Origin of the sequence: Blautia sp. OM07-19, assembly GCF_003481595.1 — a bacterium.
Lineage (GTDB): Bacteria > Bacillota > Clostridia > Lachnospirales > Lachnospiraceae > Blautia_A > Blautia_A intestinihominis.
On sequence record NZ_QULA01000012.1, the window covers coordinates 18806 to 40373 of the forward strand.

A 21568-nucleotide genomic window follows, 5' to 3' on the forward strand; every position below is an offset into this window, starting at 1 on the left:
GAAATAGTTTTTAAAAAGTTGCACTTTAAGTATCTCCTACGTACAGAATAAGTATCAAGTACAAAGGAGTGAATGTAGCATGATAAAAAAATTAAGAGTAGCCGTGGATCACGGGAACCGGAACATGAAAACCTGTAATTTTGTATTTACCACTGGACTGACAGAACAGGACAAAAAGCCTGCCAGGGGAGAGAAGTATCTGAAATATCAGGGAAAGTATTATACCCTTAGTGAGAAGCGGATTCCGTACCAGAGAGACAAGACGCAGGACAGCCGGAACCGATTCTGGATTCTGACCTTATTTGCCATTGCAATGGAGCTGGAGCAGAAAAGCCAGATCCAGCCGGAGGATGTCATTCAGGTGGAACTTCCGATTGGGCTTCCGCCGAAGCATTTTGCAGAGCTTTGTGAGAGATATGAACGCTATTTCAAAGGGGACGGGAAGGTGCAGGAACTGTGCTTCAACGATAAAGTCTATCACCTCTGTATACAGAATGTAATGGCGTTTCCGCAGGATTATGCAGCCATGATGACGAGGATGATGGAAATCCGTGAGATTCCGAAAGTCGTAGGGATTGATATTGGCGGATTTACTTCTGATTATCTTCTGATGAGAAGTGGCAGACCGGATATGGATTATTGTGATTCTCTGGAAAAAGGTGTGATTACCATGTATAACGATATCATTTCCAGTATTAACAGTGAATATGACATGCTTCTGGAGGAGGCAGATATCGACAGTATCATCAAGGGAAAAACGCAGTATTATGAGGAAGCTGTTGTACAGGCAGTAGAAACCATGGTTCAGAATTTTGTTACCGATCTTCTGAACAGCATCCGAGAGCGGGGCATTGATACAAAATCTACTTATACGGTGTTTATCGGCGGCGGAGCAGTGCTTCTGGAACGATTTCTGGAGCAGGCAGACCGGTTGGGAAAACATACCTTTATCCGGGATATGAAAGCAAATGCCGATGGATATGATCTTTTGTATCGCATGACACAGGCTGGAGTGTGATTTTATGGGAAAGAAAAATCCGTTTGTATTCACTATTGGTTTTGATAAGTCGGATCCAGATCACGTGTATGTGACAGAACTTCTGAATACGACAGAGAAAAAAGCAAAACTGATCGTTGCGGCAATTCTGGCATATACGGGAAGAACGGATGAGACAGGTAATGGCAGTATAAGCATGGAACCGGATATGCTCCGGCCAATGATGCAGCAAATCATCCGGGAAGAAGTAAGAAAGGTATTGGAAGGGCAGGACGTTTCTAAGATAAATAGAGAAATGCCCACAGAAGTTGATTTGATGGAAGAAGAACCGCTGCGGATGGATCAGACTATGAGACAGAATGTAGTGGATGCTATCAGTGCATTTCGCAGGGCATAAAAAAGCAGGAGAGATACACATGCTTATGGCAGTGTACTCTCCTGTTCTTTGTATCAGAATGGGAATAGACAGAAAACTCACAGACTATTCATAGATTACTCACAGATTGTCTTTGTATAATGTGTAGATGATGAAGGATACGGGAGAGCCTTAACTTAGGTTCTTGAATCCATCCAGAAGTCCACGCAGTGTAGAAAGGGCAAGCTGTTTCTGCTCCTCCGGGCAGGAATTTAGTTCTGCCATGATTTGCTGCATGGTAGAATCCGGGTTCGTTTTCTGGTTAGAAAATATAGCATCTATGGAAATATGTAAGTAAGTTGCCAAGGCATAAAGTGTTTCCAACTGTGGATTGCCAATATAGTTTTCAATATCAGAGACAGTCCGTAAAGAAATCTTTGCCTGTTCCGCAAGGCTGTTTTGCGAAAGATTGCGGCGGAGACGTTCTTCCCTGACTGCATCTCCCAATAATTTTTTCACCATCTATATCACCTCACTTAATGCATATATTTTATCGTAGATTAACACTATACGAAATGCGTTAAAGTGCGTTATGATAAGCAGGATAACACATGCACAAATAGAGAAACATGGAAGTAAGTACGACAGACATGAATGGACAGCATAAGATAAAAGCCAAAGAGGAACTGAATCTGTTAAAAAAATCTTATCCATACAATGTGTCGGAGAGAAGTTAGAATATGCAGTATATGAGATACTATCATCGCATATCCTACACAATTACATAGAAAGAGAAGTATCGGCTGGACTACGAATAGAGTGGTCCAGCCTTTCTTTTTTTCGAAAAAATGAAGGCAGTGTCACGTTTTGTTGCCGCTCACCGCCATCCTCGGAATTTTTTGGAACGTGATAAAAAATTTCGGAGGATAAAACAAATGAACAAAAAAACATATACAGGATCAAAGATACAAAATCACTTTACAGCATATCTGATACAGTTTGTCCGTGGAAAACGACATGATTATCTGGAGAAGAAAATCCAGATGGCTGATGCAGAAGAACTGTTGGAGGATATTGGACAGATGGAGGCAAGAATTGTAATCGAAGAATTGCTGGAGAACCAAACGAGGGAGCAGCTTTTATTGCAGGAGGCACAGGGGAAATATCCAGAATGGAATAAGATGTCAGATGAAAGACTGATGAAAGCGCTTCATACGCTGCGGGATGAAGAACGGAAGCTGATTTACCAGCATGTGTTTGAAGAACGTACTTTTGAGGAAATGAGCAGGCTAAACGGGTTATCAGAGGAGCGATGCAAGGGTATTTATTATTATGCAATCCGGAAGATCCGCAAGGTGATGGGAGGTGAAAACTAATGAATTTTGAACGATTACTTTTAAAGGCAAAAGAAGGAAATGCAGATGCGGTACTGAAGATTTTAGAGATATATAAGCCGCTTTTAATTAAGAATGCGATTGTGAATGGCAGATTTGATGAAGATCTGTATCAGGAACTGGTAAGTACATTGCTTCAGTGTATCCAGAGATTCCAAATATTGGAATAGAATGGATAAGCCCGGCGGGAAACTGCCGGGCGGATAATATATTGAAACCGTGAGAAAAGAAGGGTGATTCTTTAGTTGCCTGAACAACAAGGAGTCTGTACGTCCAGTCCATCCAGATAACCCTTTCCCCAATCACACATCGACTCCAAAACAGGAATAATACTTTCGCCAAAAGCAGTTAAGGAGTAAAGAGTTCTCGGTGGCTTTTCTGGAATGACCTCTCTGCGAAGCATCCCAGAGTTTTCCAGATCCCGAAGCTGCTGAGAAAGCATTTTCGGGGTTGCACTGGGAATCAGCCGCTGTAATTCCATATAATGCAGTGGGTGGTTAATGAGATGCCAGAGAATTAAAGGCTTGTATTTTCCGCCAATCAGGGAAAGCGTTGCTTCCACAGGGCAGTTAAAGGATGTGGTCTGTTTCATGATCATGTCTCCCTTCAGGTAGTATCATTTTGGAAAGTATCTTTCCGGAAAGTGCAGTCTTGCAGGACAATCCAATCGTGATACAATCAAATTGTTGATCGATATATCGTAATCATAAAAGAAAAAGGAAGGATTGACAACCATGGATTTTATTGAAATTGCAAAAAAGAGATATTCTGTCCGGAGCTATATGGAACAGAAAGTAGAACCAGAGAAATTAGAGAAAATTATTGAGGCGGCACATGTGGCACCAACAGCAGCAAATCAGCAGCCGGTTCATTTGCTTGTAGTGCAGAGTGAGGAAGGTCTTGCAAAAATCGGAGAAGGAGCGAATATTTACGGAGCACCATTGGCAATTATCGTTTGTGCCGATCATAACAGGGCATGGACAAGACCATTCGATAAAAAGCAGACAGGAGATATTGATGCTGCTATACTGACAGATCACATGATGCTTCAGGCAACAGAACTGGGATTAGGTAGTGTTTGGGTTTGCTATTTTAAACCGGATGTAATCAAAAAGAAATTTCATCTGCCGGAAAATTTGGAACCAATCAATATTTTGGTAATCGGATATTCGGATGAGACTGGAGCTGATCCGGAAAGACACGGCCAGAGTCGGATTTCAGTGGAAGAACTGGTTTCCATGGAAACATTGTAAAGATATATTTTATACATCACTCTCAGGGGAGTAACATCCTCTGGGAGTTTTTTGTCATATTTGTTGCACTTTTCGGCTCTGGTACGTACAGAAATAGAAAAGAAACATATCCCAAAATGTACACATTTTAGAAGTACGTTCCGGAAAGGGGGATTATATCTCAAAAAGGTTACACACACAGTTTTGAGATATGCCAACAAAAGTGTGGATATTTTGGGACAGGGAAAGGAGAAATGTGGATGCAGATATATGGATATCACCGCACCAGTACAAAGGAGCAGCATCTTGATCGTGGCATACAGGAAATTGAGCGGTACTGTAACGAGCATGAGATGGCACTTACGAATATTTTTACGGATCAGGAGACAGGGAAGAATTTTAATCGTCCGAGATATACCGTTTTAGTGGAGGATGTCCTGCGGCCGGGAGATATTTTGATTATCACAGAATTAGACAGGCTGGGAAGAAATAAGCGGGATACGATGCAACAGATTCAACGGTTAAAAGAAATGGGAGTGCGGCTCATGGTTTTGGAACTTCCGACTACGCTCATGGATTTATCTGTGATGGACAACGCTATGGCAAGGATGATGCTGGAAACAATCAATAACATGATGTTGGAACTTTATGCTTCTATGGCGCAGGCAGAGCTGGAGAAAAAGGAGAAGCGACAGCGGGAAGGGATAGAAGCGAAGAAATTGCGGGGCGAATGGGATGATTATGGAAGACCATGCGTGATGAAGCAGGAAACCTTTGACGAGAACTTCCAGAGCGTTATTTCCGGAAAAATGACACCGACACAGCTTCGGAAGAGTCTGGGAATGACACACTCTACCTTTTACCGGTATCGTAAAACTTTTTATGAAAAATATCCGGAACTTTCCAATACCTAGAATGAAAGCCATATTACTTATATAGAACAAAGAATTTCAGGAGGAAAGCAATATGAGTGAAAAAAGAATAGGTACTTTGATTTATGATCCGTCTATGGGAAGATATGATATCCGGTTTGGTATTGAATCCTATTATGGGGGACTGCATTGTGGAGAATGCTTTGATGTGGAGGTAAGGGATGTATGGATTCCGGTTCGGATTGAAATGGACGAGGACTGGTATCTTGTGGGACTTCCGAAGACACGCCTCGGCGGGCTGACTGTTCGGATGTAGAGGAGATAGATGATGGAAGCCAAAAAGAAATATGTAAAGCCCGCCTTCCGATTTGTGACAGATCTGAGGAGTATTCTGGAATGTCTGTATGAAGTATATGGAACGGATGGGGAGCTGCTGCTTAAAGGAGAAAAGCTGTCAGATACAGTAATCTGCCCGTTTATCCGCATGGTTCAAAAGAAATGCAGTGTGGTGGATGCGGAAATCCTGCATTTGATGCTCTGGAAGATATATATGGTAAGTGCGAGGAAAGAAGCATTTGTAGCGGATGCTAAGAAAGAGCTGCAGCCTTATTTGACCAAGAAAGATGAAAAACAGATTGACACCATATATGACACCACATATACTATAGATAGGAGGCATTAAAGATGTCGAAATGGGATAAACTATTGACAAGAATTTGCTCATTATCGAAAGACCTTCGTTTTGATGAATTAAGAAAAGTATTAGAAAGTTATGGATATGAGATAAATGCTCCGAGAAGTGGGAGCAGCCATTATACATTCCGTAAAGCGGGATGCCAGCCGATAACAATACCGAAACACGAACCAATCAAGAAAATTTATGTTGAAATGGTAAAGCAGATTGTAGAAAGTGAGGCGAAAAACGATGAAGACACTGAATGATTATTTGGCAATGTCCTATCGCATGGAAATTGTGGAAGATAAGGATGAAGGTGGATTTGTGGTTTCTTATCCGGAACTGCCGGGATGCATCACCTGTGGAGAGACGATAGAAAGGGCAGTTGAAAATGCAGCGGATGCAAAAAAAGCATGGTTAGAAGCTGCACTGGAAGAAGGGATTGAGATTCACGAACCGGGAAGCCTGGAAGAGTATTCGGGACAGTTTAAAATAAGGATGCCACGCAGCTTACACCGGGATCTGGCGGAACACTCAAAAAAAGAAGGCATCAGTATGAATCAATACTGTATATATCTTCTTTCAAAGAATGATGCGCTGTTAGTAAAATAAATATACAAGAATATAGATGAAAAGAGCCGTCCGGATGGGCGGCTCGAAGTCTTTTATAGATTAAAAATGATATTGCTCCAGCAGGTATAGGGGAAGTGTTTGTACATTCCCAGCGGTTCCGCCTTTGGTATCACCTTTTAAATACAATAGTTTGTGGGCCTTCCCCTGTTCCAATGCCTTCAAGGCAGTAGATGCAGTTCCCTTACCGGCTTTAACTTCAATCAGATAGCGGATGTGAGTTTTCAATGTCTGAGCTACAAAATCAATTTCACCACCTTTATAAGTAGCAAAAGCCGGTGTCTCAAAGATAATTTCTTCCGGGAATTCCTGGCGTTTGGACAAGTTAATGTAAACATAGTTTTCGTTCAATGAGCCATCCATAGTTGATACAGTAGCACCAGTTCTGGAGAGATAATAATATGCAACTCCAAGATCCATGAAGAAGCAGCGGCTTCCCGGTTTGAAATTCAGGATGTCCAGTTCTGTGATTTTGCCACAGAAACCGATGATTCCAGAATGATAAAGCCAGTTGATAGCACGATAGCAGGTTGCTTTAGAAAGATTACTGGAGTAATTCTTTGTAACGAGCTTTTGCAGTTCTTCACTTATACTGTCCTCATCTAATCCTTTCTTTTCACGAAGCAGAATACGGCAGATGCTTAAAAAGATGTTGGTAAAAACACTAATATCTGTGATGTCATCAAAGTACCGCATAGATTCGTTTAAGAAAATGCGGATGATTCTAACAAGCTCTTTTTGAGCTGCTTCCACGTCTTTTGTGTTAAGGTATGTTTCCACAACCTTTGGATAGCCGCCAATCTGTCTATAGATGTCGTAAACATTCTTTAATTCGTCATATAGTTCCGGTACGGTGTCATCTGCATGATCCAGTGGAAGTGATAGATATTTCTGAAAAAGCTGGTCATCCAATGCTTCCAAAAACTCTTTAAAGGAAAGGGTATAAATACGGATACTGGTAATATCTCCACTGGAGAATTTGAATTCCGGTTCCAGTACACGTCCCAGATAACTTCCAGTTACAATGAAATGCGCTTGAAAATAGCGGGTAAATTCTCGGATACGGTTGAATATCTCTGAGGATTCCTGAATTTCATCAATAATGATGACTGTATCGTTGGTATCTTCAAAATCCGGATCGAAGAGTTTAAAAGCATCGTGAAGCGGCTGCTCCGGTCGTTTTGTACCGGGAGTCCAGTCTGTGGCTTTTTTGTAACATTCCATAAATTGTTTGCCGGACAAATCAAACAGGTTAATGTAGATCTTGTGCCTGAAGTTCTCATCCGCAAATTTATTGATAATATATGTTTTTCCGACCTGTCTGGCACCATTCACTTCCAAGGTGCTGTGGACGGTATCGTTTTTCCAATCCAGAAGCTGATCGTAAACTTTTCTTTTCAGATACATGGGAAATGCTCCTTTCTTTCAACTGTTCCTATTATATCAAAATATGAATGGATAATATAGAGGGTAATTTCTGATAAATGATGAATTGTCTAGTCTGAGCAGTTCTTCACGGGTATTCCGGTTTCTGTCATTACTTTTTCGTACTGAAGAAGCTGTTCCCAGGTCAGCCATTCCGGTTTCTGATTTGTGGGAAAACCATTCCATAATTCTTTCATACGAGCAATATGGTTTTGAACGCTATGATTGCATAGGATAGACGGACTGCGATTTCCGTAGCCCAGATAGTATTCACAGTCAGACTGTAATTTACTTAACATCCGGTACTCGAATTCATAGGAACTTCTTTGATACGGAGCCGGATGAAATGTGTACTCCTGCTGTATGGGATGGGAAGGTTCTCCATCAATATGGTTAAAAGATAAAGAATAAAGATTCGGTTCAGCCCCTTTGCCAAGGTCAATATCCTTCCACAACTTTTCGAATTGGTCCTTATATACCGGACAGGAAAAATCATCCATGCCAGTATACTCAAGCACTAATTTTGTTTTTGCATTTTCATTCATTCTATTAGACCATCCTTTCCTTTATTGCAGACATTGAGGTATATTATTGGGCGCTGTTTCTGCATTCCACTGCAGCTTCGCACGTACATCCATCAGGATGATTCCTAACTGGTTTTCTCCGCAGTTATTGACTTTGCCCCAGAAATAGTCACCCCAGTTGTTTCCTTCAACAAGTGTGGACTCTCCGGTTGCAAGAAGTTTGTCCCGGAGTTCCGGGTTCTGCATGAATTTGCACATGCAGATTTCATACATGAACCGGACTTTCACTTTTTCCCAGTCCGGGCGTAATGTAAGATCTCTGCCGAGTTTCTTTGCATCAGAAGGATTATGCATCCGAAAAATACAGAATTTGCGTTGCTCTCTCGCAGAGAGTGTTTTCTGCGCCTGAAAAGCAGCTTCATTGTTTGCATAGGTTTGTCCCATGTAAGAGATTGGTGCCGGATAGAAATTGCTTAGAAAAGCATAATCTCCCCGAAATTCATTGATCTGTGTAGGGATGCGCTTGCTTGTATTTGTTTGATTCATTATAAATTCCTCCTTTGTAAAAGAGGTGCAGCCTTGCAGCTGCACCTCAAAATAATTCTCATCTATTGCAGAGATGGTTATGCAATCATCTCCAGAAATTCAGCTTCTGTAAGAATTGGAATACCAAGGCTCTGGGCTTTTGCCAGTTTGCTGCCGGCTTTTTCCCCGCAGATCAGGTAATCGGTTTTCTTTGTTACAGAGCTGCCAGGTTTGGCACCAAGCTCCAGAATCTTATCGTTGATACCGTCTCTGGTAAAATGCTCCAGTTTCCCTGTTGCTACGATGGTACATCCTGTAAATTTGTTTTCTTTTGTCATAATGGGCTCTTCCTTTCTTTGTTCAAATGTGAATTCGTTCTGTAAGTTTTTCCATAAATCAAGATTTGCTTCATCTGCAAACCAGGAATGGATGTTGTGATTTAAGATTTCGCCAAAATCCTCTAACTGAGTGAAGTCGTAATCTCCGACAGCCGCCTGTTCAAATGCAGCTAATTCTCCGGAAAATACGTTGTCCAGAATCCGGCTTTTGGTTCTGCCAATCATAGGAATATCCATGGAAACCAGATAGCGGACAAAGCTGGTCCTCCGGCTGGCGTTGATGGATTCCCATAAGCGGTCGAAAGATTTCTCACCATATCCGTCCAGTGCCACAATTTCTTCCCGGTGTTCCTCCAGATGATAGATGTCCTGAAAAGAGTGCAGATAGCCCAGATTCAGGAATTTTTCCAAAGTGGCTTCTGACAGTCCTTCGATGTTCATTGCCTTCTTGCTGGCAAAATGGACAAACCTTCTTGTAATCTGGCTGTCGCACTGCGGATTATCACAATGCAGAGTTTCTACGGTGCGACCGTCGCTGGTCTTACGGCTGTAGGTTCTGGTTTTGGAACCACAGCAGGGGCAGACCGGAGGCGTGATGTCGGTATACCTTCCGCGATCCAGATTATCCTCTATATGTGGGATGATCATGTTTCGTTTGGAAACAAGAATCCGGCATCCGGGTACAAGCTCCAGATTTTTGATAAAGGTCAGATTATGAAGGGAAGCTCTGGAAACATCGCAGCCGTCAATCTCCACGGTATCGAAGATGCCGACCGGAGCAATCTCGCCAAAACGGGTTGGAGTCCATTCAATTTCTCGCAGGACTGTCTCATAGGTGTCATCCTCAAACTTATAGGCGAGGCCGTCCTTATAGTGGTGTCCGGTTTTTCCGCAGCTTTTGGAGTAGCTGAGACTGTCAAAAATCATGACAATGCCATCGATAGGAAGATGTAAATTTGCTGCTGTGGATACCAATTCCTGAATGAATTTCTCCGCATATTCTTTTGAAAGTCCGGTTCCTGAAATTGAGAAAAACGGGCAGTAACCAAAGCCCAGGTGTGTTAAACCTTCTAATTTGCAGGCTCTGCTGTCCGGGAAGGGAACATCCTCCATTCCTTCTAATACATTGAACGGAAGAAAGCGAACACAACGTCCGATACAGTTCTTCGGATCAAGACTTCGTACTGATCCGGAAGCAAAATTACGTCCGTTTTTATAAGGTTTTCCATTTCCATCACGCAGAGTATCTTTCAGACGTTCAAAATCATTGGTTGGTATAAAAGACTCACCGGTAATGACCAGACGTTCTTTGTGTGGAATGGTAAGCGGTACATTTAAAAATGCCGGGATATTGTGTGTAATATCTTCCCCCACTTCACCATCTCCACGGGTAGAAGCCTGAATCAGTCTGCCATCTTCGTAAATGAGTTTGGTAGTCAAACCGTCCAGTTTCAGCATAAAGAGAACTTCCTGTCCTTTCATGAAATCTAAAAGCTCTGAAATCAGTTTTGTTTTCTCAAGCGAGAGCAGTGGAATCGGATGGGTGACTTTGGCAAGTTCACTGACCGGATAATATCCAACCGTCTGTGTCGGAGAATTTGACAGGATGAAACCAGTCTGTTCCTCCAGTTCCTTCAGTTCGTCAAAGAGTCGGTCATACTCGGCATCAGATACCAGAGGGGCATCCTGATTGTAGTAGGCATGACGGTATTCATTGAGTTGTTTTACAAGATTCTTAATTCTTTTGACTGACATAGAGTCTCCTTTCTTTTGTGGCGTGCCAGTTCCGGAATCATTTGTTTCCGTAATCCTCCTTTCCCTGCGTTCAGGCATAAAAAAAGAGAATGACGCTTATGTTCATTCTCAAAATAGATGCAGTTTCCTGCAAAATAAAAAAAGCCAGAAGTCCCTGCTGCTTGTTGGGCATAGGAAAACTCCTGACTACGTTTCAAACCTAAACTGCGTGTGATAAATCCTTTCCAGATTGACACAAATAATTGATATAAGAACAGTATAACACTAGATGTAGTATATGTCAAATGAAATAGATTCCTCAATGAAGCTTTTGCCTTATGTTGATGACAAATTTGTCGGCTACAGGAATAAAAGCGTTCAGGATTTCAGATTTGCCCTAAGCGAAGGAATTCGTAGCCAGGTATTTTTTGCCACTTTCGTGGAGAAAGTCGAAAACCAGATAAAATCAATCTCTGTCATAAATGCCTCTAAACTGTTTTTACATCGTAGTGGTTATGCAAGTTCTAAATTTAAAAATAATTTTCACGAATAACTAACTTTTCTATATGCTGAATTGTCATAAAATATAGATTATTAAATTTGAAAGCAGATTGAAGGTGATAAACATGAGAAGTTATAAACGGTATACCAGGCGAAAGAGACTTTTGAAGCAAATCGCTGTGGTTGCTTTAGTGTTTATATTGGGATTTGTGCTTTTGCGGGCTGTTTCGTATATGGCGATTCAGGGTGAAATTCCGATGATTAACAGTTTCAATCTATTTAGAAGGGAAGCTGATACTTCTTTTGGATGGAACTTGATTCTTGTAAATGACGATTATTGTGTTCCCCGTAATTATGAGGTAGAACTCACAGAATTATCAAACGGAGAAAAAGTGGATTCGAGAATCTATCCTCAGCTTCAGCAGATGTTTGATGATGCCAGAGCGGAGGGACTTGAATTATTTGTAAGGGAAGGGTACAGGACAACTCAGGATCAGAAAGATATTATGAATGAGAGAATTCAGCAGTATCAGGATGAAGGCTATTCACGTGGGGAGGCAAAAAAACTTGCGAAAGAATATGTTGCCGAACCTGGAACAAGTGAGCATGAACTTGGGATAGCCGTTGATATCAATGCGGATACGTCCAAGTGTTCTTCGGATGCTGTTTATACATGGCTTGCCAATAATGCATATAAATATGGTTTTATTAAAAGGTATCCTGATAATAAGATAGAAATTACAGGAGTGAACAATGAACCCTGGCATTATAGGTATGTAGGGGTGGATGCTGCCCTGGAAATGCAGAAAAAAGGATTGTGTCTGGAGGAGTATATCGAGACTCTAAAATAAAAATTAAAAAATAATTTATCTTTAACTAACTTTTTATGCTTGTTAGGTGTCTTAGTATATAGGAGGGTAAAATATAGGGGGCAAATGAGGAAGGAGGAATGAGATGACTTCTGACTTCTTATTACTACAGAAAATCAGAAACGGCAACAACCATGCAGGTAATCAGTTTGTTGAAAAATATTATTCTTTTATCTATCAATATTGCTTTCTGCACATCCACAATCAAGAATGTGCAGAAGATATGGTACAAGAAACTTTTGTGAGGTTTTTCGGAGCGCTGATGAGCGGAGCTGAAATAGGAAAGGCGAAGAGCTATCTATACAGCATAGCGGGAAATATCATTAAAAACTACTATAAAAAAAAGAAGGAAATATTATTGGATCAGTTGCCGGATATAGAAAAGGATAATCTGACAGAAATAGAAATCCGGCTTGATGTAGAACGGGCGTTGGATCTGCTTCCGGAAGAAATAAAAGAGACGGCAATCTTGTTTTTCTTTCAGGGGTTAAAACAAAAAGAAATTTCTGATTTATTACATATAAAATTATCACTTGTAAAATATCGTGTTTCGAAAGCAAAAGAATTACTGTCAAAACAGTTGGAGGAGGGAAGAGATTGAAGCAGTATCAGAGAAAAATCAAGGAGTATAAATCCTTGATACAGAAGGAATATATACAGGAAACGGCAGTTTGCACAGTAATGGAACGGTGTTCAGACATTGTGAGCCGTCAGGATAACAGACGGGCGTCATATTTCGAATTTTTATTTGAGCAGTTCAAATTTATCAAGAAAAGATGGTGGGCCCTGCAGGGAGGAATCCTGTTTCTGCTTTGGATTCTGCTGGCGGACTCAGATGGAGGAGCAAATACAGAGCGGACACTGGGGGCTATGTCGGTGATGTTTTCTGTGATGATCGTACCTGAAATCTGGAAGAACCGGAGATTTTCTGCAGTCGAGATCGAAAAAACGGCATTCTATTCACTGCGCCAGATCTGTGCTGCAAGGACATTGCTATTTGCAGCAGTGGATCTGGTTATGATTACAGCTTTTTTCAGTATTTCAGTTTATACACTACAGATTTCGGCATACCGGATCATCGTAGATTTTCTAGTGCCGCTTAATGTTTCCTGTTGTATCTGTTTCCGACTATTGTATAGCAAATGGAATGATATGGAGCATATTGCTGTTTTTCTAAGTATATCCTGCATACTGATTTGGACGCTGATTGTGTCCACAGATTCTATTTATCAGAAAATTTCGGTACCGATCTGGGTTGGCTTGCTGATCATATCGTTTGGTTATCTGATCTTTTGTGTTCACAAATCGCAATGTAACTGCGAAATAAACTGGGAGGTGAAGTCGAGTGGAACTGCAATTTAAAAATGTAACAAAAGCTTATGGAGATGTACATGCAGTAGATCACGTAACACATTCTATGGAGAAAGGTGTATATGGGTTATTGGGAGTAAACGGAGCGGGGAAAACCACTTTGATGCGGATGCTGTGTACAGCGATAAATCCGACAAGCGGAGAAATCTTGTGGAATGGAAAGGATATCTTCAGTTTGGGAGCATCTTATAGAGGGATACTCGGTTATCTGCCGCAGAATTACGGGTTTTATCCGGATCTTTCAGTGTATGACTACATGATGTATATTGCATCCATCAAAGGACTCCGTCCCATCGTGGCAAAGAAAAGGGCTTTAAAACTGCTAGAGCAGGTCGGGATGGCTGAAAAGCGAAAAAAAAAGATGCGCACTTTATCAGGGGGAATGATCCGGAGAGTCGGAATTGCTCAGGCGATGTTGAATGATCCGCGGATATTAGTATTGGATGAGCCAACCGCCGGTCTTGATCCGAATGAGAGAATCCGGTTCCGAAATCTGGTCAGTGAATTGTCGGAAGACCGCCTTGTCCTGCTGTCTACCCACATTGTGTCAGATGTCGAATACGTGGCAAATGAAATCATATTGATGAAAGAAGGAAAATTTTTCTATACAGGAACATCGGATGAGATTATTTTGTCTATGGATATGTCAGTATGGAATTGTACTGTTCCTAAAAGGGAACTGAATAATTATATGAAGAAATATCTGACTGGAAATGTAAGGACAGTTGCCGACGGAGTGGAACTAAGAGTCCTTTCAAAGACGCCGCCGGCAAGGAATGCAGTACAGGTGGAGACAACACTGGAGGATGCATTTCTTCTGTATTTTGGAGAAAAGGCAGGTGATAAAGATGATGTTCAAATATGAGTTGAAAAAGATCTTTTCTAAGCGGGTTAATCAGGTTTTGCTTGCGGCAGTGCTTGTGGTGACGATTATTTATTCCGGTATGGCAATCGGAAGTATGCGCTATGTGGATGAAGAGGGGCAAAATCACACTGGGATTGAATCGGGACGGCTTCTGGCTGAAAATATCAATCAATGGAAAGGGGAACTTACAGCGGAGAAAATTTCCGAAGTAATAAATGATTACAAGACGATATCTGCCAAATATCCGGATGAAATACCAAATACAGAATATGGAAAAACAGTACAGTCATATTATGATATTTATAGTTTTGTAATTGGCATAATGACTCCAGATTCAGAATGGAATGAAAGTGTAGTATATCAGCTTTCAGATGAACAGCTACAGAATATCTATACAATCTATCAGGACAATATGAAGAAAATAGTGGAAGAGTATGGTACTACACCTGAAAAGAGAAGTTATCTGGAAAGCGTTTATAAAAAGATAGAAATACCTTTTATGTTCGAAGCAAAAGATTCCTGGACTACGATGACAATGTACGCACAAACTTATGTACTGTTAATGGCAGTGATCATAGGTTTTTTGGTAGCTGGTATATTTTCCGGAGAGTTCCGCCCGGGAACAGAGGATGTTTTTTTTGCCACTAAATATGGAAGAACGAAGGCAATAAAAAACAAGATTTTTGCGGGAATACTTGTGTCAACGGTTACCTATTGGATCGGAGTGGGGGTATTGTCTCTTATCTCATTTGCAGTAATGGGAACAAGCGGATTTTTCACGCCGTATCAGATTGATGATCCATACAGTATTTATGTTATGACATATGGAGAATATTATTTGCTGATACTTGTGGGCGGGTATATCGTGACAATGTTTTGTGCTGCGTTGACTATGCTGGTGACAGTTAAGATGCATACACCGAATCTGGCGATTTGTATCCCGTTTTTCCTGCTTTGTATGATGTCGTTTATCGCAAGAGTATTACCGGCATTTGATGCTTTTTTCAATTTGCTGCCAACTGTATTGACTAATATTTTTAATGCAGTGAGGACGCCGATTCTTTTTCAGATTGGTTCGTTTGTATTTCGTCAGATTTCGTTATTGATGTTTCTGTACATCTTATTATTTATTGTACTGTTGCCTTTAATATATATAGGTTATAGTCGATATGGGTTAAAGAAGAAATAGTATTACGAACGTCTGATAAAGCTATTGAAACTTTCGGCTGTTACTGCAGAAATTTCATGATCCGGATAAAAAAGAGGGCTACTGATAAATTGCGTAATTGTGCCTCTTTATATAAAAGAGAAATTAAATGACATCACGTGAACTCGTTCGGGATATGTTTATAAACTATTTCCGGATATTTGAAAAAGATCAGGAAGGGTTGAAAAGCAGGTGATACCATGGGAAAGTAATGATTCTTACGTTTTCTGATTCCGAGGAAGAAATTCTGAATAAGATTAAATCGGTTCTAGTCTGTGAAAACACAGTAGAGTTTATGGATAATGTAAACATTCAAAAGTTGAGATTCCCAAGTCTGGAAATAGACCAGCTTCAGCGTTGTGTAATCAGAGAAGATAAGACAGTGGGGCTTACCCGACATGAATATGATCTGCTTCTATATCTTGCGTTATCTCCTAATCGGGTATTCACGAAAGAACAGATCTATCAGCATATCTATGAGGAAGCGGAGTCAGAAGTGAATAACCGAATTTACGGTCTGATTAAGAACTTGAGAAAGAAAATAGAAGAAAATCCGGAAACACCGCACTACATAGAAACGATACGTGGTGTTGGTTATCGCTTTCGGGCATAAAAGGAGCCGTCCGGCAATGGGCGGCTCGAAGTGTTTCTCTTGTTGTTTATTTATTGTTTTTTTCGTTGTATACTGATAAAACGAGGTGATAAAAGTGGCATATAGAATTTTGATCGTGGATGATGACATCGAATTATTAAAGATGTTAAAGAACTATTTTGAAATCAAACGATATGATGTAATGATGGCAGAAGATGGCACAGATGCTTTGGAAAAAATCCATAAGAAACCGGATATTATCTTGCTGGACATCAATATGCCTAAAATAGACGGATTAGAAGTATGCAGACGTATCCGGGGCAAAGTAACTTGTCCCATTATCTTCCTGACGGCAAAAGTGGAGGAGCAGGACAGGGTAAACGGGCTTTTATCCGGTGGGGATGACTATATACTGAAGCCGTTTAGTCTGAAAGAACTGGATGCTCGTATTATTGCACATTTGAAGCGTGAGGAGCGTCATAAAGGGAAGTCTGAATACAGATTCCACGGAGACCTCAGTATTGATTATGGAGCAAAGAGGGTTCAGATCGGTGAAAATGATTTGGAGCTTACGAAGCTGGAATATGCAATCATTGAGTTTTTGTCCATGAATCCAGGACAGGTTTTTGACAGGGAGCGGATATACGAAAAGGTGTGTGGTTATGATGCGGAAGGTGACAGCCGTGTTGTTACGGAACTGATCCGGAGAGTGAGAAAGAAACTGGCGGAATATACGCAGACAGAATACATTGAGACAGTATGGGGGATGGGGTATCGATGGAAAAGATAAGAAATTTATCCTTGAAAAAGACAATGGTTTTATATACGATACTCAGCTTGATTGTCACTTTTTTTCTTTCTGTGTCAATTATTGAGATTGCCGGGCAGATACAGGAGGAGGTCTGGTGGAAGTACGTGGATCAGGACGAGTATTATCAGGCAATGAATGACCGCAATGAAAATTTTGAGGTAGTGGTACCGAGACCGAATCAGAGTAAAATGAGCAGAATGGACTGGCATATTTCAGAAACCTGTGATTTCCTTCAGACGTACGGAGTATTGATTTTTTCTTTTGCCGGATGTGGAATTGCGGTCAGCCTGTTTTACAAAAATAAATTAAAGAGACCGATTCAGGAACTGAAGATGGCATCACAGATGATTGCGGAGGAAGATCTGGATTTTCATATGGCTTATGAGAACGAGGACGAGATGGGGATGCTGTGCAGGGAATTTGAAAGGATGCGTGGGCAGTTGGAAGAAAATAACCGTAGACTTTGGCAGATGATCGAAGATGAGCGGGTACTGCGTGCAGCGATTGCCCATGATATCCGCTCGCCGCTTGCAATCATGCGGGGATATCAGGAAATGCTTTTGGAATTTGTTCCGGAAGATATGCTTGATCAAGAGAAAATGATGGAGATGTTAAGGGGCGGTATGCTTCAGATTGAACGGATGAACCATTTTATTGATGGTATGCGGAAGATGACGAAACTGGAAGAACGGGAATTAAACTGTTCCGTGGTGGATATCCGGCAGTTGATCAGCCAGATAAAAACGCTGGCAGAAGTCATGGAAGAAAAATCAGAAAAGGACTTCACGGTAACGGCAGTGGGAGAGTCGGAAACTCTGGTCGCAGATGCGGAAATCATCATGGAAGTAGCGGATAATCTGTTGTCCAATGCATTCCGCTATGCCAATCAGGAAGTTAGGCTGAAGCTGACAGTGACACCCCAATATCTGAAAATGAGTATCAGGGATGACGGAATTGGATTTCAGGAAAATATCGACAGGGTGACACAGGCGTTTTATCATGAGAATCCACAGGATGACTTAAAGCATTTTGGAATGGGTATGTATATCAGCCGTATCTACTGCGAACGGCATGGTGGGAAACTGCTGATAAAAAATGTAGCAGATGGCGGTGCGGAAGTTGAGGCAGTGTTTAAAAATTATGTATTAGAAGAACAACAGCAGAAATAAATGGCTGTTGTTTTTTTGTTGTGATTTGTAGGCTATGCTGTTTGTAGAAAAAAGAAAGGCGGGATGACTTATGAAAGCAATCATAAAAAGGAATCTGAAAAATTATCTTAAAAATCCGATATTCTGGATCGGTTTGATTGTTGTTTTAATCAGTATGTACCAGACACTTGCACCCTATCTGTCCATTCATTACGTGAAGTCGGATGAAACCTTCAGGAAGGTAAAAATGGCCTCCGATGGGGATGTTATGGAGGGATGTATTCCGGCAACACCGGATAAGGAGAGAGAACTGTGGGAGAAAGAGATTGTAAAGATACTTCAGGACACAGAGAATGGGTTTGGCATGTCGGAAGTAGAGGCGGAGGCAGTGATATCTGAGATGAAACAGATGAAGATTACGGAGGCGTGTCAGTATCTGAAAACGGAATACCACTTTAATGGTGCCAATTATGTGTATGAGGACGTTTCATGGTATCAGGGAAGCCCGGAGGAAGTCAACCGGTATATCAGAGAAAATCTTGAGAAACATCCATTCTCCTATTATTTCGGAAGAAAATTTACAGATTTTGCAAGCCTGCATATGGCATTCTTTGCAACGGTTCTGCTGGCGTTTTTATTTTTCCAGGATATGAGGAAAAATACTTATGAATTGCTGCACACCAAACCGATGACGGCTTTTCAATATATTGCCGGGAAAATAAGCAGTGGATTTCTCATTATGACGGCGGCACTGGTCATTATGAATATCGTATTTATCATTTTGTGTTACGCCACGGCAGTAAAATCAGGATTTGCTATGAACATACTGGATTTTGTTCAGAATTCGATCCTGTATGTCCTGCCGAACATCCTGATGATCTGCTGTGTGTATGCGGTTACAGCGCTGCTGTTTAAGAATCCGCTTCCAGCGGTTCCGGCGCTGGTTCTTTATATCATTTATTCTAATATGCTGACATGGGATAGCAAAGGACAGTGTCATGCAAGACCATTCTCTATTATGGTTCGATTTCCGGGGAATTTTTTTGAAACGGAATTGCCACATCAGGTATATCTCAATCAACTGCTTCTTGTGGCAGCATCCATACTGCTCATGTTTATAGCGGTGTGGATGTGGAAAAGGAGGAGAGTATATTGAAGAAAGAAGTAAAAATATGTATGCCATATTATAAAATTGCATATTCAATCGCTTTTGTTGTGATATTGAGTGCAATCCAGCCTGTTGTATATGCGAATGAAATCGGGCAGGCAGTAGAAAGAGCTGTTTCGCTTCTGGCAGTCGTTTTCTGTGCAGATACTTATCTGGTGGAAGTGCAGAGCAAACGCTCGGAAGTATTCTGCCTTTATAATCTAAAAAAGCAGGCAGGAGTAGTTTATAAAAGACTATTTGTGCAGGTAGCTTATCTGATTGGAATCAGTTTGTTGGCATATGGACTCTTTTATTGGCAGAAACCGGTGAATCTGACAGAAGAATTAGATGGCGGTGCCTTGTTTGGAATTTATTGTATTGCGATTCCCGGAACTGTTTTGTTTTGGAGTGTGCTTTCCGTAACTGTCAGCAATCTGGTTCGAAACAGATGGATTGGTATGGGTGTCGTGCTGCTTTTCTGGTTTTTCTCTATTTCCGGAAAGGCAACTCAGTTTTTGAAAAACTGGGGACCATTTTCCTACGGAACTTGTGATTTCGGTAAGCTGACAGAGTGGAGATGGCTTGGCGGGAAGGTGCTGTGCGTGGTATTTGCGGGGATGATGCTTGCATTTGTTCCTAAGATATTAAAGAAGAGAGGGTAAGATTATGAGTATAAGAATAGACGATTTAACAGTAACATTTAAAAATGGAGTGACAGCGGTAGATCATGTGGATCTGGAAATCTCACATGGGATATTTGGTCTGTTAGGTGAAAATGGTGCAGGAAAAACAACGTTGATGCGGGTGCTTACAACGGTGCTTGCACCCACAAGTGGAAAAGTTCTGTTAGATGGTACGCTATATTGCGAAGCAAATTACGAAAAGATACAGAAAAAGATTGGGTATCTGCCACAGGAAATTGATCTGTATCCGTCTTTGACTGTTCGAGAATGTCTGGAGTATATGGGAGATCTGGCTGGAATTGAGAAAAGAGAAAGCAAGAAAAGGATTGATTACTATCTGGAGAAGACCAGTCTTGCAGACCATCAGAAAAAGAAAATGCGGCAGCTTTCAGGTGGAATGAAGCGAAGAGTCGGATTAGTGCAGGCATTACTCCATGAGCCGGATTTTTTAATTGTGGATGAACCAACAACAGGGCTCGATCCGGAGGAACGCATCCGTATCCGTAATTTACTGGTAGATTTTGCAGAAGAACGCACCGTATTATTTTCAACGCATGTGGTGGAGGATCTGATGGCAACCTGTAATCAGCTTGCGGTTATGAAAAAAGGCAGATTCCTGTATACAGGAACAATGAGGGAATTATTGAATAAGGCAAGAGGGCATGTATGGGAATGCTGTACAGAAGACGAAAGCCTTGCAAGAGAATTAGAAAGAAAATATCATATTTCCAGTAAGCAGTATACGGAGGAAGGAATTAGATTAAGACTGTTAGGGGAGAATATGCCGTTAGAAACTGGATGTATAGCGTGTGACGTAACTTTGGAAGATGCATATATCTATGTAACCAATCGATAAACATTGTTAATGAGGAGTGAAAGCAAAATGCTAAGAAAAGTAGGTGATGTCATGGGAAAGTGATGATCCTTACCATTTCTGATTCCGAGGAGGAAATTCTGTATAAGATTAAATCTGTGCTGGCTTGTGAAGGAGCGATAGAGGTGGTTGAGATTGAAAAGCAACAGCAGCTAGTATTCCGAGATTTAGAAATAGATCAGCTTCAGCGAAAAGTGACAAGGGTAGGAAAGCGCATAGATCTTACCAAATACGAATATGACCTGCTTTTTTATCTGGTCTCATCCCCCAATTGGGTATTTACAAAAGAACAGATTTACCAGCATATTTATGAGGATGCGGAGTCAGAAGTGGATAACCGTGTCTATGGGTTAGTCAAGAATCTGAGAAAGAAAATAGAAGAAAATCCGGAAGAACCGCACTACATAGAAACGATACGTGGTGTAGGCTACCGGTTCCGGGCATAAAAAGAGCCGTCCAGAAATGGGCGGCTCGAAGTCTTTAAACAACAGATTCTTTTGTTGCCTGTTTATAATTACCGGCAGCATCGTAATCTCCGGAGAGGAGCAGCTTCTGGCGAAAGTGTTCCAGTTTGATCTTGAAGCGTTTCCCATCCTCGACAGTTGTAAGCATGGTAAGGGCTTCGATCATTCCCTGAAGATATCCGGTCAGCAGGTAATATCGGCAGGGTTCTTCCGATGGTGAGATATTGGACAGAGTTTCTTCCAGATGTTCCTGACGTTCCCTGAGCCATGCATCCCAGACATCCAGTTCCAAATCAGTCATGGTGTTCCTCCTTCAAATCTGATAATGTTGTAA

At 41.2% G+C, this 21568-nt stretch carries 30 protein-coding genes; 23 read left to right on the plus strand and 7 right to left on the minus strand.

Translation table 11 applies throughout. From position 1 onward, the window contains the following. Nucleotides 1-79: 79 nt before the first annotated feature. Nucleotides 80-1018 carry a ParM/StbA family protein gene (locus tag DXC01_RS09825; protein ID WP_070097296.1) on the plus strand — a complete coding sequence of 313 codons (939 nt, stop codon included), beginning with the start codon at nt 80-82 and terminating at the stop codon, nt 1016-1018. Between the two features lie 4 nt (nt 1019-1022). Further along, the gene (locus DXC01_RS09830; RefSeq protein WP_005333400.1) at nt 1023-1394 is read left to right on the plus strand and encodes a hypothetical protein; all 372 of its coding nucleotides are present in this window, start codon (nt 1023-1025) and stop codon (nt 1392-1394) included. Between the two features lie 150 nt (nt 1395-1544). Here the strand turns inward: DXC01_RS09830 and DXC01_RS09835 are convergent, their stop codons facing one another. Further along, the gene (locus DXC01_RS09835; protein WP_005333402.1) at nt 1545-1874 is read right to left on the minus strand and encodes a helix-turn-helix transcriptional regulator; all 330 of its coding nucleotides are present in this window, start codon (nt 1872-1874) and stop codon (nt 1545-1547) included. Nucleotides 1875-2287: 413 nt separating this feature from the next. Here DXC01_RS09835 and DXC01_RS09840 point away from each other — a divergent pair, with 413 nt between their 5' ends. After that, nucleotides 2288-2728 (plus strand): sigma factor-like helix-turn-helix DNA-binding protein, encoded by a 441-nt coding sequence (locus DXC01_RS09840; protein ID WP_023921559.1) that lies wholly within the window; start codon nt 2288-2290, stop codon nt 2726-2728. After that, the gene (locus tag DXC01_RS09845) at nt 2728-2916 is read left to right on the plus strand and encodes a helix-turn-helix domain-containing protein (RefSeq protein ID WP_117718934.1); all 189 of its coding nucleotides are present in this window, start codon (nt 2728-2730) and stop codon (nt 2914-2916) included. Before DXC01_RS09840 ends, DXC01_RS09845 begins: the two co-directional genes overlap by 1 nt. 71 nt (nt 2917-2987) lie before the next feature. On the opposite strand, the gene DXC01_RS09850 is transcribed toward DXC01_RS09845, so the two are convergent. Further along, entirely contained in the window at nt 2988-3338 is a 351-nt protein-coding gene (locus tag DXC01_RS09850) for a winged helix-turn-helix transcriptional regulator (RefSeq protein WP_330414900.1), read from the minus strand. Nucleotides 3339-3480: 142 nt separating this feature from the next. On the opposite strand from DXC01_RS09850, the gene DXC01_RS09855 reads away from it, so the two are divergent. The 6 genes from DXC01_RS09855 (at nt 3481) to DXC01_RS09880 (ending at nt 6138) form a co-directional block, all read left to right on the plus strand. Next, nucleotides 3481-3999 (plus strand): nitroreductase family protein, encoded by a 519-nt coding sequence (locus DXC01_RS09855; protein ID WP_117470426.1) that lies wholly within the window; start codon nt 3481-3483, stop codon nt 3997-3999. A gap of 239 nt (nt 4000-4238) precedes the next feature. Beyond that, nucleotides 4239-4892, plus strand: coding sequence for a recombinase family protein (locus tag DXC01_RS09860; protein ID WP_117537011.1), 654 nt, complete (start codon nt 4239-4241; stop codon nt 4890-4892). Nucleotides 4893-4944: 52 nt separating this feature from the next. Next, nucleotides 4945-5166, plus strand: a complete 222-nt coding sequence (locus tag DXC01_RS09865) for a DUF5348 domain-containing protein (protein ID WP_117470424.1) — start codon at nt 4945-4947, stop codon at nt 5164-5166. Nucleotides 5167-5175: 9 nt separating this feature from the next. Further along, a complete protein-coding gene (locus tag DXC01_RS09870; protein ID WP_117470423.1) occupies nt 5176-5532 on the plus strand; it encodes a hypothetical protein in 357 nt (118 codons plus the stop codon). 2 nt (nt 5533-5534) lie between these two features. Next, nucleotides 5535-5792: a type II toxin-antitoxin system HicA family toxin gene (locus tag DXC01_RS09875; protein ID WP_005333422.1), complete on the plus strand. Its 258-nt coding sequence runs from the start codon at nt 5535-5537 to the stop codon at nt 5790-5792. Continuing rightward, nucleotides 5776-6138 (plus strand): type II toxin-antitoxin system HicB family antitoxin, encoded by a 363-nt coding sequence (locus tag DXC01_RS09880; RefSeq protein WP_005333424.1) that lies wholly within the window; start codon nt 5776-5778, stop codon nt 6136-6138. The genes DXC01_RS09875 and DXC01_RS09880 overlap by 17 nt, the downstream gene beginning before the upstream one ends. Before the next feature lie 60 nt (nt 6139-6198). On the opposite strand, the gene DXC01_RS09885 is transcribed toward DXC01_RS09880, so the two are convergent. The 4 genes from DXC01_RS09885 to ligA all read right to left on the minus strand — a co-directional run bounded on the left by DXC01_RS09885 (nt 6199) and on the right by ligA (nt 10723). Further along, complete coding sequence (locus tag DXC01_RS09885; protein ID WP_117470422.1) at nt 6199-7563, minus strand: ATP-binding protein; 1365 nt, start codon at nt 7561-7563, stop codon at nt 6199-6201. Between the two features lie 89 nt (nt 7564-7652). Continuing rightward, nucleotides 7653-8126, minus strand: coding sequence for an LPD11 domain-containing protein (locus DXC01_RS09890; protein WP_117718933.1), 474 nt, complete (start codon nt 8124-8126; stop codon nt 7653-7655). Between the two features lie 21 nt (nt 8127-8147). After that, nucleotides 8148-8651 carry an NADAR family protein gene (locus tag DXC01_RS09895; protein WP_199671947.1) on the minus strand — a complete coding sequence of 168 codons (504 nt, stop codon included), beginning with the start codon at nt 8649-8651 and terminating at the stop codon, nt 8148-8150. A 77-nt stretch (nt 8652-8728) separates the two neighbouring features. Further along, a complete protein-coding gene (ligA, locus tag DXC01_RS09900) occupies nt 8729-10723 on the minus strand; it encodes an NAD-dependent DNA ligase LigA (RefSeq protein ID WP_117718931.1) in 1995 nt (664 codons plus the stop codon). Nucleotides 10724-11000: 277 nt separating this feature from the next. Here ligA and DXC01_RS09905 point away from each other — a divergent pair, with 277 nt between their 5' ends. From DXC01_RS09905 to DXC01_RS09965, 13 genes are all read left to right on the plus strand, one after another. Further along, nucleotides 11001-11255: a hypothetical protein gene (locus DXC01_RS09905; protein WP_005333435.1), complete on the plus strand. Its 255-nt coding sequence runs from the start codon at nt 11001-11003 to the stop codon at nt 11253-11255. A 73-nt stretch (nt 11256-11328) separates the two neighbouring features. Then, nucleotides 11329-12054: a M15 family metallopeptidase gene (locus tag DXC01_RS09910; RefSeq protein WP_008373954.1), complete on the plus strand. Its 726-nt coding sequence runs from the start codon at nt 11329-11331 to the stop codon at nt 12052-12054. A gap of 103 nt (nt 12055-12157) precedes the next feature. Beyond that, nucleotides 12158-12673, plus strand: coding sequence for an RNA polymerase sigma factor (locus DXC01_RS09915; RefSeq protein WP_117470420.1), 516 nt, complete (start codon nt 12158-12160; stop codon nt 12671-12673). Continuing rightward, a complete protein-coding gene (locus DXC01_RS09920; protein ID WP_117718930.1) occupies nt 12670-13434 on the plus strand; it encodes a hypothetical protein in 765 nt (254 codons plus the stop codon). Before DXC01_RS09915 ends, DXC01_RS09920 begins: the two co-directional genes overlap by 4 nt. Further along, a complete protein-coding gene (locus tag DXC01_RS09925) occupies nt 13418-14308 on the plus strand; it encodes an ABC transporter ATP-binding protein (RefSeq protein ID WP_008373946.1) in 891 nt (296 codons plus the stop codon). The genes DXC01_RS09920 and DXC01_RS09925 overlap by 17 nt, the downstream gene beginning before the upstream one ends. Further along, nucleotides 14292-15497, plus strand: a complete 1206-nt coding sequence (locus DXC01_RS09930; protein WP_117718945.1) for an ABC transporter permease — start codon at nt 14292-14294, stop codon at nt 15495-15497. Before DXC01_RS09925 ends, DXC01_RS09930 begins: the two co-directional genes overlap by 17 nt. Before the next feature lie 229 nt (nt 15498-15726). Continuing rightward, nucleotides 15727-16128, plus strand: a complete 402-nt coding sequence (locus tag DXC01_RS09935) for a winged helix-turn-helix domain-containing protein (RefSeq protein ID WP_008373942.1) — start codon at nt 15727-15729, stop codon at nt 16126-16128. Between the two features lie 94 nt (nt 16129-16222). Further along, complete coding sequence (locus DXC01_RS09940; RefSeq protein ID WP_023921570.1) at nt 16223-16897, plus strand: response regulator transcription factor; 675 nt, start codon at nt 16223-16225, stop codon at nt 16895-16897. Between the two features lie 125 nt (nt 16898-17022). After that, entirely contained in the window at nt 17023-18087 is a 1065-nt protein-coding gene (locus DXC01_RS09945) for a HAMP domain-containing sensor histidine kinase (protein ID WP_330427654.1), read from the plus strand. Nucleotides 18088-18157: 70 nt separating this feature from the next. After that, on the plus strand, nt 18158-19222 hold the full coding sequence (locus DXC01_RS09950) for an ABC transporter permease (protein WP_005333443.1): 1065 nt from the start codon (nt 18158-18160) through the stop codon (nt 19220-19222). Beyond that, on the plus strand, nt 19219-19875 hold the full coding sequence (locus tag DXC01_RS09955) for a hypothetical protein (protein ID WP_022415113.1): 657 nt from the start codon (nt 19219-19221) through the stop codon (nt 19873-19875). The genes DXC01_RS09950 and DXC01_RS09955 overlap by 4 nt, the downstream gene beginning before the upstream one ends. 4 nt (nt 19876-19879) lie before the next feature. Then, a complete protein-coding gene (locus tag DXC01_RS09960) occupies nt 19880-20752 on the plus strand; it encodes an ABC transporter ATP-binding protein (RefSeq protein ID WP_117718928.1) in 873 nt (290 codons plus the stop codon). Between the two features lie 143 nt (nt 20753-20895). After that, nucleotides 20896-21216 carry a winged helix-turn-helix domain-containing protein gene (locus DXC01_RS09965; protein ID WP_243111592.1) on the plus strand — a complete coding sequence of 107 codons (321 nt, stop codon included), beginning with the start codon at nt 20896-20898 and terminating at the stop codon, nt 21214-21216. Between the two features lie 34 nt (nt 21217-21250). Here DXC01_RS09965 and DXC01_RS09970 read toward each other — a convergent pair whose 3' ends face one another. After that, the gene (locus DXC01_RS09970) at nt 21251-21535 is read right to left on the minus strand and encodes an elongation factor Ts (protein ID WP_117470414.1); all 285 of its coding nucleotides are present in this window, start codon (nt 21533-21535) and stop codon (nt 21251-21253) included. Between the last annotated feature and the right edge of the window lie 33 nt (nt 21536-21568).